We start from the raw sequence: 12,885 nt of genomic DNA on the forward strand, positions 1-12,885 counted from the left end.
CTAAGCAGGCATTGTCCCGCCTCGGAGTCGCCATGCGCCTGCCTGCCCTCGTCCTGGCCTGCCTGTTCCTCGTCGTCTCGCCCGCTCTGGCCCAGCGCCTGGACGACACCCCGCGCGTGGCGGTGATCTCGGCCTTCCCGCCGGAGATCGGCGCGCTGAACGCCGCGACCAGCGAGCAGAAGGCCTTCGACGTCCACGGCGTGCGCTTCATGACCGGCAAGCTGGAAGGCAAGCCGGTCGTGGTGTTCCTCAGCGGCGTGTCGATGGTCAACGCGGCCATGACCACCCAGATGGCGCTGGACCGCTTCAACATCACCCGCATCGTCTTCTCCGGCATCGCCGGCGGCGTCGACGAAGGCCTGGACATCGGCGATGTCGTGGTCGCCGACCAGTGGGTCCAGAACCTGGAAAGCGCCTTCGCCCGCGAGACCGACAAGGGCTTCGAGGTCCAGTCGTTCATCCGCAACAGCGACCTGGCCAACTACGGCATGATCTATCCGCGCGGGATCGTTCTACCCGGCGACGCCCTGGGCGCCCCGGCCCGCGTCTGGTTCCCAGCCGATCCGGTCCTGCTCGAGACCGCCCGCAAGGTCGCCGCCCAGGTCACCCTGCAACGCTGCGCCGCCGACAAGTGCCTGGCGCATCCTCCGAAAGTCGTCGTCGGCGGCAACGGCGCCTCGGCCCCGGTCTTCCTCGACAACGCGGGCTACCGCAAATACCTGCGCGCGACCTTCCAGGCCCGGGTGGTGGACATGGAAAGCGCCGCCGTCGCCCATGTCGCTTTGGTCAGCAACACCCCCTTCATCGCCTTCCGCAGCCTCTCGGACCTGGCCGGCGGCGGCGCGGGCGCCAACGAGATGGGGACCTTCATGGCCCTGGCTTCGGACAACTCCGCCACCGTGGTGAAGGCGTTCGTCAAAGCCTTGGCGGACTAGGTTTGGAGGCCCCCGTGCGCACGTTCGTCTCCAAGGGTTTGCGGACCTCGACCCTCGCCCTCTGCGCGCTGGCATTCGGCGCGTCGGTCGCGCTCGCCCAGCCCGCGCCCAAGACCGCCGACCTGGACAGCATCTCCAGCGAGGCCTCGCAATATTCGATCCTGTCCGACGCGCTCTGGACCATGGGATCCGATGACCTGCCAGAACCGCTGGACACCGCCCAAGCCGCCGTCGCGGCCGACCCGAACAGCGCCGAGGCGCACCTGCGGCTAGGCCTGGCGACCCGGCTGGCCACGCCCCGAGCCGTGCCGCTGATCCGCAGCGAGTACGAAACCGCCCTGCGCCTCGATCCCAAGCTGCTCCGCGCCTACGGCCTGCTGGGCGAACTGCTCAGCAACGAGGGCGACGCCGCGGGTGTGGATCAGACCTACCGGGCCTGGCTCGCCGCCGCGCCCAATGACGCGAAAGCCCATCTGTCCTACGCGCTCGCGCTGGGCCGTCTCGGCCGTGCGCCCGAAGCCGCCGCCGAGCTGGACCGCTCCCTGGCGCTGGCCCCCACCTCCGCCGCCTATGTCCTGAAAGCCATGCTGTCCCAAGCCGGACCGGACGACATCTTGGCCGACGTCGACAAGGCGCTGGCCATCGGCGGCGGCGAGGCGCGCATCTATCACTGGCGGGCTCAGAGGCGTTGGGAATGGGGGCAGGCCGACCTCGCGCTGGCCGACATCGCCAAGGCCCAGCAATACGCGCCTGACAGCTTCCGTCTCCGCCAGCTGCGGGCCCAGATCAACAGCAACACCGGGCATACGGCCGCCGCGATCGCGGAGTTCGACGCGTTGATCGCGCTTCAGCCGGGCTGGCCCGACCTGGTCAATGGCCGCTGCTGGGCCCGGGCCGTGGCGGGCGTGGCCCTGTCGCAGGCGCTGGCCGACTGCGACGCCGTGCTGGGGTGGGAGCCCGATCGCCCCGAGGCCCTCGACAGCCGTGGCCTGGTCAAGCTGCGCCTGGGCGACCTGAAGGGCGCGATCGCGGACTATGACGCGGCGCTGAAGCAGGATCCCGAGTTCGCCTCCCCGCTGTTCGGGCGCGGCGTGGCCAAGTCCTGGGCGGGCGACGAGGCCGGCGCGGCCGCCGATCTGGACAAGGCCCGCACCCTTGATCCCGGGATCGAGAAACAGTTCGCGGGTTTCGGCGTCGCGCCCAAGCTCTAGCGCGTGCCGAACGTCCGGTCGCCGGCGTCGCCCAGGCCCGGGACGATGTAGCCGTGCTCGTTCAGCGTCGCGTCCACGGCCGCCGTCCAGATCGGCACGTCGGGGTGGGCCTCGCGCAAGGCGTTCACGCCAGGCTGAGCCGCCAGCAGACAGACGAAGCGCAGATTGGCGACGCCCTTCTCCTTCAGCCGCGTGATCGCCGCGATGGCCGAGTGGCCGGTGGCCAGCATCGGATCGACCACGATGACGAGGCGGCCGGCGATGTCCTCGGGCGCCTTGAAGTAGTACTCGACCGCCTCCAGCGTATCGTGGTCGCGATAGAGGCCGATGTGGGCCACGCGCGCCGACGGCACCAGGTCCAGCATCCCCTCGCACATCCCCAACCCCGCGCGCAGGATGGGGGCGAAGACCAGCTTCTTGCCGGCGATCTCATAGGCCGTGGTCGGGGCGACCGGGGTCTCGATCTGAACGGGATCCATCGGCAGGTCGCGGGTGATCTCGTAGCAGATCAGGGTCGCGACCTCGCGCATCAGGGCGCGGAAGGTCTTCGTCGAGGTCTGCTTGTCGCGCATCTTGGTCAGCTTGTGCTGGACGAGCGGATGATCGACGACGGTGACCTGCGACATGGGACAGCCCTGCTGAGAAATACCCTCCGGGCTTAAGCCAGTTGGTCGCCGATCGGCAAGCCGCGGATGCGCCTGCCGATGGCGGCGCCGGCAAACCAATTTGACACCCGCGCCCGCGCGTGGTCTTCACCTCGCCCCCGGGAGTCGATCCGTTCACAGACGATATTCGCGCCCAGCGGTTCCGCACGCGGAACGCGCGCGAGTTGTCGCACAGACGTTCAACGCGACGACTCAGAGGGAAGCAGCCACTATCCTGCTGGCTGGGTCTGAACTTGAGATTGGGGTGACGTGGCGAGGGCGAGCGGCAAGACGGGAACGCGCAAGGCGGGCGACGGCGGCAAGCGCCGCCAGGTCGCGGCCCTGCCCTGGCGGGGCGAGGGCGACGCCCTGCGCGTCCTGCTGGTCTCGTCGCGCGAGACCCGCCGCTGGGTGATCCCCAAGGGCTGGCCGATGAAGGGCAAGACCGACTTCGAGGCCGCAGCCCAGGAGGCCTACGAGGAAGCCGGGCTGGACGGGGTGATCTCCCCGCAGTCGATCGGCGAATACGAGTACCTCAAGCGGCTGAAGAGCGGCGCTGCGCGGCTGGTCAAGGTCGATGTCTTCCCGCTGCACGTCACCGGCTGCCGCGAGGCCTGGCCCGAGCAGGGCCAGCGGACGCTGGAGTGGATGACCCCGGTCGAGGCCGCCCTCGCCGTCCAGGAGCCCGAACTGCGCGACCTGATCGCCCGCTTCGCCGGCGTCACCCTGCCGGAAGAGGAACGCCCCGCGCCGGCCAAGGCCCCGACACCGGTGCGCGTGGCCTTCCAGCGCCTGCGCCGTCGCGTGACCACGCTCTGGGGTCGCTATCGCCGCTGATCCAAACGCCTGTGGACAACGTCGTTCGACGCGCATAATGTTCCCATTATGTTCTTGCGCGACGAGGTTTCATGCAGCTGTCCCTAGGCTTGGCGCGATCGCCGCTGGAAAGCGTGCGCGACGCCCTGCTCTGCGAGTTCGGCCCGCAGCGGCCGGTGGCGCGGATGGACCCGATCTCGCAGTTGGTGAAGTCGTCGATCAGCGGCCGCACCCAGGACGCCGTCTCGTGGGCGGCGTTCCTGCGCCTGCGGGCCGAGTTCAAGTGCTGGGAGGACCTGGCCCGCGCCCCGGTGGCCGCCGTGGCCCGGATCATCGACGACGTCACCTTCCCCGGCGACAAGGCCCGCCACCTGACCACCGCCCTGAAGATGATCGAGGCCAAGGTCGGCTGGCTGTCGCTGAGCCACTTGAAGACGCTGGACGTCGACCAAGCCCGTTGGGAGCTGCAGGCCCTGCCCGGCGTCGGCGTCAAGGTCGCCGCTTGCGTTCTGAACTTCAGCGACCTGGCCATGCGGTCGCTGGTCGTGGACACGCATGTCGATCGCGTCGCCAAACGCATCGGCCTGGTGGGCTCGGGGGATACGACCCACACCTACCACACGCTGATGGGCCTGGCGCCGGACACCTGGACGGCCGACGACCTCTTTGAACTGCACTGGCTGCTGAAGCGCGGCCTGGGCCAGATGCTCTGCCCGCACGAAGGACCCAAGTGCGGGGCCTGCCCGGTCAAGTCGATGTGCGCCAAGTCGGGGGTCGGCCGCAGCGCGGACGTGCTGGCCTGGCGGCCGCGCGGCTGAACCCGGACGGCGCCTCGCGCGCTGAGCGGTGATGACCATCCGCATCGGCACGGCCGGCTGGAGCTTTCCGCGTGATCTCGACTTTCCCGTCGAGGGCGCGGGACTGGAGCGCTACGCGGCGCGGTTCGACTGCGTCGAGATCAACTCTTCATTCTATCGGCCGCATCAGCGGAAAACCTACGAGCGCTGGGCCGCGACGACGCCGGAGGATTTCCGGTTCGCGGTGAAGGTCCCGAGGACAATCACCCACGAGCGGCGACTGGTCGGGATTGAAGACCTGCTGGCGCGGTTCCTCGACGAGACCGACGGCCTGGGCGGCAAGCGTGGGCCGCTGCTGGTGCAACTGCCGCCGAGCCTGCGGTTCGAGGCGGGTGTGGTGGAGACATTCCTGAAAGCCTGGCGCGGGCGGACCGATGCGCCGACCGTGCTGGAGCCTCGCCATGTGAGCTGGTTCGAGGCGACGACGGACCGGATGCTGGCGGCCGTCCAGATCGCCAGGGTCGCCGCCGATCCGGCCGTGGTTCCGCAGGCGGCCGAGCCCGGCGGCTGGCGCGGCCTCGTCTACCGCCGCTGGCACGGTTCGCCGGTGATCTACGAGAGCGCCTATCCGACTGAGGTGCTGGAGGCGCTGGCTGCGCGGCTGGTCGAGGAGCCAGAGACCTGGTGCGTCTTCGACAACACCAAGTTCGGCGCGGCGACGCGGGACGGGCTGGCGATGCTCCAAATCTTGTCATCCCGGCCGTAGCGAAGCGGAGAGCCGGGACCCAGGGGCCACCGCTCCGTCGCTTGCCCCTGGGTCCCGGATAGCGCTACGCGCTTCCGGGATGACAAGTTGGGGGATGTCGATGAACGGTCCGAACACCGAAATGCTGGCCGCCCCCGAGGCGCTGGCCCGCTTCCTCGAAACCGGCGACGCGGCCCTGCTGGACGGCGTCTTCTCCGACGGCGAGGTCGTCATCCTCGAAAACTTCCCGCCGCACGTCTTCACGGGCCAATCGGGTCTCGCCCAGTGGAAGGCCCTGATGGCGCAGCACGTGGGGGCGATCGACGACCTGCGCCACACGTTCGAACCGCCGCAGGACTTCGGCCTCTCCGGCGACACCGTCCACTTCACCCTGCCCACACGCTGGCGCGGCGTGCGCGACGGCAAGCCGTTCAGCGAGCTGGGCGGCTGGACCTTCGTGCAGGTCCGCGAGGGCGAGCGCTGGCGGATTCGTTCGTACGGCTGGGCGGTCGTGGACTTCGCCTGGCAGGCCTAGCCGCACGCGACGAGGTCGAAGAACTGCCGCGGGATGCTGTCGCGAGGCTTGTCGCCGCTCGGATGCCGCAGAACGTCATCCAAGTGCGGCAACAGGAAGTGCGCCGGCGCCTTGCCTCCGCGCTTTGGGGCCGCCTCCAGGAGAAGATAGGTCTCGTCCAAGCCGACATATTCGAAGTCGCCCAGCGGCCGTGGCCCACCGTCCGGGCTGGGCGGGGTCCAGCCGGGCCGCGTCGGGTCCAGGATCGACGAGATGTTCTGCCGCCCATCCGTGCCGCCGTTCCAAGGCAGAAACCATTCGCGGCGGCCGTGGAAATCGAGCCGCAGGGCGAGCCCCTGTGGCCAGTCCGGCCCGCTCTCCACCGCCAGGAAACGCGCGACGACCGTCGGTTCGGTGCGCAGCGCGTATCGCGCGTCTTCGATCGGGCAGTTGGCGAGGCTGGCGGCTAGCAGCAGGACAGCGAGCATCGGCTAGATCCTGCCCGCCAGTTCCGTAAACGTCTTCGTCCCGATCGGGTAGCGGCGGTAGTCGTTGAAGTCGAAGTGCCACCACTCTTCCGGATAGACGGTAAAGCCCTCCGCCTCCATCGCCTGGCGCAGCACCAGCCGCCGCGCGCGCTGCGCCGTCGTGCCGCCCACGAAGTCGGCGTAGGAGCGGGTCGAGAACTCGTCGTAGCGGCCGGGCATTTCGACGGCCCTGCCGGTCTTGAGGTCGTACAGGGTCAGGTCCACCGCGCAGCCGCGGTTGTGGCGCGAGCCCTCGGCCGGGTCGGCGACGAAGACGTGGTCCTCGGGCGGGGTGGCGTCCCAGAACATCCAGGTGACGTACCAGGGCCTGTAGGCGTCGTGGATCAGCAGGCCATAGCCCTTGGCCGCCAGCGCCTTGTGGATGCGGCCCAGCGCCTGCGCGGCCGGACGCTGCATGTAGGCGGCCGGTTTCTCGTAGAGCGGGATGCCCATGAAGTTGTCCGGCGTGGCGTACCAGATGTCGAGCTTGATGCCCGGATCGATGGTCGTCACGTCGACGAGGTCGGACGGCAGATGCTCGTCCTTTTCCACCGGCGGCGTCGCGGCCAAGGCGCGCTGGCGCAGGGCGACCGGATCGGCGCGGACAGCCTTATGGATGCGCTCGCGCGTCTCGGCCCCAAAGTCGTGGAAGGCCAGGGTCTTGCCGTTCAGGCGCACCGCGCCCTTCTCCAGCGTCAGCTCGCCGCCGCCAGCGATGGCGTAGCGACCACCGCCCGAGGCCGTCAGCCGCGCGGACTTGAAGCCCTCGCCGTCGATGTGCAGCGCGCCGTCCTTCTCGAAGACCGTGAACGGCGCGGCCTTATCGCCGTACTGGCCGATGGCGGACCACTCAGCCTTGGTCTGCGCGAGGGCGGCCGGGGCCAGCAGCCCCGCGGCGGCGATGGACAGGAAGGATCGTCGAACCAAACCACGCATCGCCGCCCCCTTGGCGTTATTTCATCGTCGGGATGACGAAGCTGCTGTCGCCGACTTCGCCCTCGGGCCAGCGGGCGGTCACCGTCTTGACCTTGGTGTAGAACTTCACGCCTTCGACGCCGTGCTGGTTGGTGTCGCCAAAGGCCGAACGCTTCCAGCCGCCGAAGGTGTGATAGGCCACCGGCACCGGGATCGGCACGTTGATGCCGACCATGCCGACATTGACGCTGGCGGCGAACTCGCGGGCCGCGCGGCCGTTGCGGGTGAAGATGGCGACGCCGTTGCCGTACTGGTGCTCGGACGGCAGGGCCACGGCCTCCTCGAAGCTCTCGGCGCGGACGATCTGCAGCACCGGGCCGAAGATCTCCTCCTGATAGGTCTTCATGCCCTTCTTGACGCCGTCGAACAGCGACGGGCCGATGAAGAAGCCCTTCTCGAAGCCTTGCAGCGCAAAGTCGCGGCCGTCGACCACCAGCTCGGCGCCCTCTTCCTGGCCGATGCGGATGTAGTCGGCGATCTTGTCGCGATGCGCGGCGCTGACCACCGGGCCGTAGTGGGCGTCCAGATCGGTGGAAACCCCGACCTTCAAGGACGCGATCTCGGCGACCATGCGCTCGCGCAGTTCGTCGGCGGTGGCCTTGCCGACCGGCACCACCACCGGCAGGGCCATGCAGCGCTCGCCAGCCGAGCCGAAGGCCGCGCCCGAGAGATCCTTCACCACCTGGTCCAGGTCGGCGTCGGGCAGGACGATGCCGTGGTTCTTGGCGCCGCCCATGGCCTGGACGCGTTTCCCGTGCGCCGTGCCGGTCTGGTAGACATAGTGGGCGATGTCGGAGCTGCCGACGAAGCTGACCGCGCGGATCAGCGGATGGGTCAGGATGGCGTCGACGGCGCTCTTGTCGCCATGGACCACGTTCAGCACGCCGGCCGGGGCGCCGGCTTCCATCATCAGCTCGGCCAGCTTGACCGGCACGGTCGGATCCTTCTCCGACGGCTTGAGGATGAAGCTGTTGCCGACCGCGATGCTGATGCCGAACATCCACATCGGGATCATGGCCGGAAAGTTGAACGGCGTGATGCCCGCGCAGACGCCCAGCGGCTGGCGCATCGAATAGACGTCGATGCCAGGGCCGGCGCCTTCGGTATATTCGCCCTTCAGGATGTGGGGGATGCCGCAGGCGAACTCGATGACTTCCAGGCCGCGCTGGATGTCGCCCTTGCTGTCGGCGATGACCTTGCCGTGCTCGGACGACAGGATCTCGGCCAGGCCGTTCATGTCGCGCTCGATCAGGCGCTTGAACTCGAACATCACCCGGGCGCGGCGCTGCGGGTTGGTCGCGGCCCAGCCGATCTGCGCCTTGGCGGCGGCCTGGACGGCGGCGTCCATCTCCGCGTCGCTGGCGAACTGGACGCGGGCCTGGACCTCGCCGGTATTGGGATTGAAGACGTCGCCGAAGCGGCCGGAGGAACCAGCCAGGGTCTGACCGTTCACGAAATGGGCGATGTCTCGCATGATGCGCTCCCTAACGCTGTTTTTTGGCGTCAATAGCATCCAAGGTTCGCGCCGTATCGCGCGAAGTTATTCCGCATCCACATGGACGCGGCGGAACCGGCCCTGCAGATAGACCAGCGGCTCGTGGTCGGGGTCGTAGCGCAGCTTGACCACCCGCCCGACATAGATCCGGTGGTCGCCGGCGTCGAAGACGTGGTGGGTCTCGCACTCGAAATTGGCCATGCAGTTCGGAAGGATCGGCACGCCGGTCTTCCAGGTCTCGGTCTCGATCCCGGCGAAGCGGTCGGTGTCCTTCTGGACGAACTGCCGGGCCAGGGCCTGGTGCTCGGCGTGCAGGACGTTGACCGCCCAGCGTCCGGCGGCGTCCAGCGACGACAGGCTGGACGACTTCAGGTCGACGCAGACCAGGGCCAGCGGTGGGTCCAGTGACACCGAAGTGAAGGAATTGGCGGTCAGTCCGACCTTGCGTCCGTCCTCGCAGACGGTGGTGATCACCGTCACCCCGGTCGTGAAACACCCGAACGCGTCGCGCAGGGCCCGGGCGTCGTGCTCGGCGCCCTCCCCCAGTTCAATCGTGACCGCTTTACTCATTGCCTAAGCAGTGCGGCAAAGATCGGCGGTCGGCAAGCGTTAGGCGCGGGGGCTCTCGACCAAAACGCCCGGTCGCGTGGCATCCAGGCCGAAGGTGACCGGCAGGTGGCGCACATGCGGGGTCTGCAGGCCCAGGGCCTTGGCCCCGCGCGCCACGGCCAGCTTGCTGAGCGCGGTCGGGCCAAAGCCGTCCTGCACGCGCGGGTTCATGCCCATGCGCCGACGCAGCACGCCGTTGGCGTAGATGACATTGGCCCGCATCAAGGCCGGCGGAGTCATGAATTCGATCGAGATCGAGACGTTCAGCATCGGGCCGTTCTCGATCCGGTGCGGGGCGTTCTGCTTCCAGGTCACCATGTTCCCGGGCGTCAGCGTCACCTCCTGCGCGCCCTTGTCCCATTCGGGCTCGAAGGCGAACTGCTCAGCGGTCTCGCGCAGCACGATCTTCTCCAGGGCCAGGTCGCCGACATAGGGGTCGGCCACCGGATAAACCCACACCTTCTTCTCGCCGCGGATCTGCCACAGCGACACCAGCGGCACGTCGAGGTGATAGAACACCTGGGCGTTGGCGCTGGAGATCAGCATGCCGACGTCGCGCTTGAAGGTCTTCAGGCCCGGGACGTGGGCCTCCTTGTCGGCGAAGATCTCGTCGCTGAGCGCGGCGTATTCCGGAACGTGGTCGTTGGTCTGGCGCAGGTTCAGCCAGATGCGGCCGCTCTTGGCGCCGTCCAGCAACTGGTCGCCTGTCAGGTTGCCGGGCGAGCCCTTGCGCCAGGTGGTCCAGGCCTTCGGGTCCTCGCCCATGGTGAAGACGCCCAGCTTGTCGCGCGGATAGAGGTCCAGCAGGCGCGCCAAGCCTTCGTCGTCGAACATCGGACGCTCATGCAGGGCGTGCTTGAACATCAGGTTCTCACGGCCGAAGGCCTTGGCCTTGTCCGCCGTCCAGTCGGTGATCACGCTCATGTCGCGGTCCTCCCGTAGAAATGGATCTTGAAGGGGCCCCACCAGAAGGTCTTGCCCAGGCCCCGCGCGGCGCGGTCCAGCCATTCGGCGCGGTCCTTGGCGCGGGTCAGCCACTTGAAGCCGGCGACGACGCCGAAGACGGCGGCTTGGCCCAGGCCAATGATCATCCAGCGGGCAACGCCCAGATTGTCGCGCGGGCTGGCCACGGCGCAGTGCGAGGTCGGGCCCTGGCCGTAGGCGAAGGCGCGGGCGATCGTGTAGCGAAGGTTCATGCGGCTGGGCACGGGCTCTTCCCAGACCCAGGCCGCGGGCTCCCAGGCGAAGCGCGCGCCGGCGACCTGCATGTGGCCGAACAGCATGTCGTCCTCGCCGCCGATATGGTTGCGCTCGACCGCGAACGGCGAGACCGGATCCGGCAGCGCGGAGCGGCGGATCAGGCTGTCGCCGCAGCCGTAGTAGTGGTCCAGCACGCCGGCCTCGGCGGGGCCTACCCGCGAGAAGAAGCGCTCGAGATAGTCGCGGTGCTCGACGATGTGGTCGGGCGCGCGGGTCTTCACCGGCCCGAACACCGCGTCGGCGTCGTAGCGGACCTGGGCGGCCAGCAGCGCGGCCAGCCAGCCAGCCGGGGCTTCCTCGTCATCGTCCAGGAAGGCGATCAGCTCGCCCGAGGCGCGGGCCATGCCGGCGTTGCGGGCGAAGGCGACGCCGGGGCGCTGCTCGTTGACATAGATCACCGGGAACGGCGCGGTCTTGGCCAGGTCGTCGACCACCGGCTTGGCGGACGGGACCTGGTCGTTGTCGACGATCACCAGTTCCAGCTCGCCGAGATCGACGCCGGTCTGGCCGAACACCGAGCGCGCCGCGACAGCCAGGCCGTCGGGACGTCGCTGCGTCGGGATCATGATCGTCACGCGCGCCATCAGGCCTCCGGATGCTCTCCGCCACGGCGCTGGGCCTTCGAGGCCACGGCCTCGACGAAGTCGCGCACGCGGCCGGACATGGTCAGCTCGCTGCTGGCGATGGCGTCCATCCGCCGGCGCAGCTGGCCGACCGGCCCCGCGCCGTGCGCGCCGGCCATGCTCCAGACGCTCTCCATCGACGACGCCACACGCCCGCCGATGCCGGAGGCCGTCGCGGCCCCCTCACCTATCGTGATGCTCTTCAGGGCGTAGGACCGCTTGTAGTGGTCGTGGCCGGGACCGAGGTCATAGCGGTCCAGGCCCAGCGCCGGCATGGCGGCGATGGCGCGCAGGAAGAAGATCTGCCCCGGCGACCAAGCGGCGTGCTCGGGGTTCATAGAGGCGAGCCACGGGTGATAGGTCGCGCCCTGGCGGATGCCGAAGTGACCGCCGACCAGCGTGTCGCCGGCATAGAGGTTGATCATCAGACCGCGGAAGTCGCTATCGCGGACCGAGAACAGGTCGGCCATCAGCTCGCGCGTCCAGTCGGCGCGCAGGAAATCGTGCATGCCGGTGCGCAGCAGCTGCTCGCGCTTCCAGTCGATCAGTTGGTTGAAGGCCTCACGGCTGACGTCACCGGCCACCAGGCGCACCGGCCCGACTTCGCGGTCCAGCTTGTTGTCCAGGCGGCGGTAGTTCTTGATCTTCTTGGGGCTCGCGGCCCGGACGGCCTCGAGATAGTCCGCAGCGGACGTCTCGGCCAGGTCGATGACATAGGCGGTGCGGTCGGTTTCGGGCGAGGCCGGGAAAACGCCGTTCGGGTCGATCAGGCCGGTGTAGCGAAACACCGAGACGTCGGCCGCGCGCAGCACCTGTGCCAGATCAAGTCCCGCATCGGGACGGGCGACCAGGCCATGATAGTCCGACAGCGGCGAACCGATCGGCCGCGCCAGGCCGCCCGGACGGCGGTGGAACGGCAGGAAGCCCAGGGTCACGCCGTCGCGGCGAACCACCGCAACGCGTGCATCTTCACGAACTTTTCCAACAGCTTGCGCGAAATCGGGGCCCAGCAGGGGATTGCCGAACCCCGCCTGATCGGCGGCGAGGCTCCGCCACAGCGCCACGTCTTGCGCGCTCAGCAGGCTCGGGTGCAGGGTCTCGACGTCCAACATATCCACCTGTCCTACTCCGGCTCGGGTTAGGGAAAGATGGACCAAGGCCTGCAATCAGCGGGCCATATGTAGGGTACCCGACTGGGTTGTACCCATTTTATGCAAACGTCGTCTTGAGGATGGTTTCCAGCCACAGCTGGTCGGTCGCGTCGAACGAGGCGGGCTTGTCTGAATCGACGTCGAACACCGCGATCAGCTGGCCGTCGGGACCGAAGACCGGCACCACGATCTCGCTCTCCGAACGGCTGTCGCAGGCGATGTGGCCGGGAAAGGCGTGCACATCTGGCACAAGCTGGGTCTGGCCGGTCGCCGCCGCAGTGCCACACACACCGCGCCCGTAGGCGATGCGCAGGCAGCCCAGCGTGCCCTGGTATGGGCCGACCACCAGCTCGCGCTCTTTCGTGGGATCGACGACGTAGAAGCCGGTCCAGAAATAGTAGTCGAAGCTGCTCGCCAGCATCGAGGCCACCGTCGCCATGCGGGCGGTGACATTGGGCTCGCCGTCCAGCACGGACGCGATCTCCTCGGCGACCTCGGCATAGCGGGTCGCCTTGTCGGCGGAGAGGGTGATGTCGTTGAACGCTTCGGCCATGGCGGGGGATATAGCGCGGCTGGCGTGGGA

General features: G+C 68.6%; 15 protein-coding genes and 1 pseudogene. 7 read left to right on the plus strand and 9 right to left on the minus strand.

What is annotated here, in order from left to right; genetic code table 11:
- Positions 1-32: 32 nt before the first annotated feature.
- A complete protein-coding gene (locus tag AC07YH_RS06715) occupies positions 33-935 on the plus strand; it encodes a 5'-methylthioadenosine/S-adenosylhomocysteine nucleosidase (RefSeq protein ID WP_494746219.1) in 903 nt (300 codons plus the stop codon).
- 14 nt (positions 936-949) lie between these two features.
- Positions 950-2,146 (plus strand): tetratricopeptide repeat protein, encoded by a 1,197-nt coding sequence (locus AC07YH_RS06720; protein ID WP_494746220.1) that lies wholly within the window; start codon positions 950-952, stop codon positions 2,144-2,146.
- Here AC07YH_RS06720 and upp read toward each other — a convergent pair.
- Complete coding sequence (gene upp, locus AC07YH_RS06725) at positions 2,143-2,772, minus strand: uracil phosphoribosyltransferase (protein ID WP_494746221.1); 630 nt, start codon at positions 2,770-2,772, stop codon at positions 2,143-2,145. The two genes, AC07YH_RS06720 and upp, sit on opposite strands and share 4 nt — an antisense overlap.
- A gap of 288 nt (positions 2,773-3,060) precedes the next feature.
- Between upp and AC07YH_RS06730 the strand changes: the two genes are divergently transcribed.
- The 5 genes and pseudogenes from AC07YH_RS06730 (at position 3,061) to AC07YH_RS06750 (ending at position 5,683) form a co-directional block, all read left to right on the plus strand.
- On the plus strand, positions 3,061-3,627 hold the full coding sequence (locus tag AC07YH_RS06730) for an NUDIX hydrolase (protein ID WP_494746222.1): 567 nt from the start codon (positions 3,061-3,063) through the stop codon (positions 3,625-3,627).
- Between the two features lie 71 nt (positions 3,628-3,698).
- Entirely contained in the window at positions 3,699-4,424 is a 726-nt protein-coding gene (locus tag AC07YH_RS06735) for an endonuclease III domain-containing protein (RefSeq protein ID WP_494746223.1), read from the plus strand.
- A gap of 31 nt (positions 4,425-4,455) precedes the next feature.
- Positions 4,456-5,169, plus strand: a complete 714-nt coding sequence (locus AC07YH_RS06740) for a DUF72 domain-containing protein (RefSeq protein WP_494746224.1) — start codon at positions 4,456-4,458, stop codon at positions 5,167-5,169.
- Positions 5,150-5,242: pseudogene (locus AC07YH_RS06745) on the plus strand (hypothetical protein); the annotation flags it as partial. The gene AC07YH_RS06740 and the pseudogene AC07YH_RS06745, both read left to right, overlap by 20 nt.
- A gap of 27 nt (positions 5,243-5,269) precedes the next feature.
- Entirely contained in the window at positions 5,270-5,683 is a 414-nt protein-coding gene (locus AC07YH_RS06750) for a Cif family virulence factor (protein ID WP_494746225.1), read from the plus strand.
- On the opposite strand, the gene AC07YH_RS06755 is transcribed toward AC07YH_RS06750, so the two are convergent.
- From AC07YH_RS06755 to AC07YH_RS06790, 8 genes are all read right to left on the minus strand, one after another.
- Positions 5,680-6,150, minus strand: coding sequence for a hypothetical protein (locus AC07YH_RS06755; RefSeq protein ID WP_494746226.1), 471 nt, complete (start codon positions 6,148-6,150; stop codon positions 5,680-5,682). The two genes, AC07YH_RS06750 and AC07YH_RS06755, sit on opposite strands and share 4 nt — an antisense overlap.
- A 3-nt stretch (positions 6,151-6,153) precedes the next feature.
- On the minus strand, positions 6,154-7,125 hold the full coding sequence (locus tag AC07YH_RS06760) for a M15 family metallopeptidase (RefSeq protein ID WP_494746227.1): 972 nt from the start codon (positions 7,123-7,125) through the stop codon (positions 6,154-6,156).
- Positions 7,126-7,141: 16 nt separating this feature from the next.
- Positions 7,142-8,638 carry a CoA-acylating methylmalonate-semialdehyde dehydrogenase gene (locus AC07YH_RS06765; RefSeq protein ID WP_494746228.1) on the minus strand — a complete coding sequence of 499 codons (1,497 nt, stop codon included), beginning with the start codon at positions 8,636-8,638 and terminating at the stop codon, positions 7,142-7,144.
- Positions 8,639-8,704: 66 nt separating this feature from the next.
- Positions 8,705-9,229: a flavin reductase family protein gene (locus AC07YH_RS06770; RefSeq protein ID WP_494746229.1), complete on the minus strand. Its 525-nt coding sequence runs from the start codon at positions 9,227-9,229 to the stop codon at positions 8,705-8,707.
- 39 nt (positions 9,230-9,268) lie between these two features.
- Complete coding sequence (locus AC07YH_RS06775; RefSeq protein WP_494746230.1) at positions 9,269-10,306, minus strand: hypothetical protein; 1,038 nt, start codon at positions 10,304-10,306, stop codon at positions 9,269-9,271.
- Positions 10,189-11,112, minus strand: coding sequence for a glycosyltransferase family 2 protein (locus AC07YH_RS06780; protein ID WP_494746231.1), 924 nt, complete (start codon positions 11,110-11,112; stop codon positions 10,189-10,191). Before AC07YH_RS06780 ends, AC07YH_RS06775 begins: the two co-directional genes overlap by 118 nt.
- Positions 11,112-12,263, minus strand: coding sequence for a GNAT family N-acetyltransferase (locus AC07YH_RS06785; RefSeq protein WP_494746330.1), 1,152 nt, complete (start codon positions 12,261-12,263; stop codon positions 11,112-11,114). Before AC07YH_RS06785 ends, AC07YH_RS06780 begins: the two co-directional genes overlap by 1 nt.
- A 97-nt stretch (positions 12,264-12,360) precedes the next feature.
- Entirely contained in the window at positions 12,361-12,855 is a 495-nt protein-coding gene (locus AC07YH_RS06790; protein ID WP_494746232.1) for a GAF domain-containing protein, read from the minus strand.
- Positions 12,856-12,885 lie beyond the last annotated feature (30 nt).

This window comes from Caulobacter sp. GW456-12-1-14-TSB4, from assembly GCF_059424195.1.

Bases quoted from the DNA above. Each gene is read 5' to 3' on its own strand.
- AC07YH_RS06735 (WP_494746223.1), top strand. From the start codon at position 3,699: ATGCAGCTGTCCCTAGGCTTGGCGCGATCGCCGCTGGAAAGCGTGCGC.
- AC07YH_RS06715 (WP_494746219.1), top strand. From the start codon at position 33: ATGCGCCTGCCTGCCCTCGTCCTGGCCTGCCTGTTCCTCGTCGTCTCG.
- AC07YH_RS06765 (WP_494746228.1), bottom strand. From the start codon at position 8,638: ATGCGAGACATCGCCCATTTCGTGAACGGTCAGACCCTGGCTGGTTCC.
- upp (WP_494746221.1), bottom strand. From the start codon at position 2,772: ATGTCGCAGGTCACCGTCGTCGATCATCCGCTCGTCCAGCACAAGCTG.
- AC07YH_RS06760 (WP_494746227.1), bottom strand. From the start codon at position 7,125: ATGCGTGGTTTGGTTCGACGATCCTTCCTGTCCATCGCCGCCGCGGGG.
- AC07YH_RS06780 (WP_494746231.1), bottom strand. From the start codon at position 11,112: ATGGCGCGCGTGACGATCATGATCCCGACGCAGCGACGTCCCGACGGC.
- AC07YH_RS06770 (WP_494746229.1), bottom strand. From the start codon at position 9,229: ATGAGTAAAGCGGTCACGATTGAACTGGGGGAGGGCGCCGAGCACGAC.
- AC07YH_RS06785 (WP_494746330.1), bottom strand. From the start codon at position 12,263: ATGTTGGACGTCGAGACCCTGCACCCGAGCCTGCTGAGCGCGCAAGAC.
- AC07YH_RS06750 (WP_494746225.1), top strand. From the start codon at position 5,270: ATGAACGGTCCGAACACCGAAATGCTGGCCGCCCCCGAGGCGCTGGCC.
- AC07YH_RS06755 (WP_494746226.1), bottom strand. From the start codon at position 6,150: ATGCTCGCTGTCCTGCTGCTAGCCGCCAGCCTCGCCAACTGCCCGATC.
- AC07YH_RS06790 (WP_494746232.1), bottom strand. From the start codon at position 12,855: ATGGCCGAAGCGTTCAACGACATCACCCTCTCCGCCGACAAGGCGACC.
- AC07YH_RS06740 (WP_494746224.1), top strand. From the start codon at position 4,456: ATGACCATCCGCATCGGCACGGCCGGCTGGAGCTTTCCGCGTGATCTC.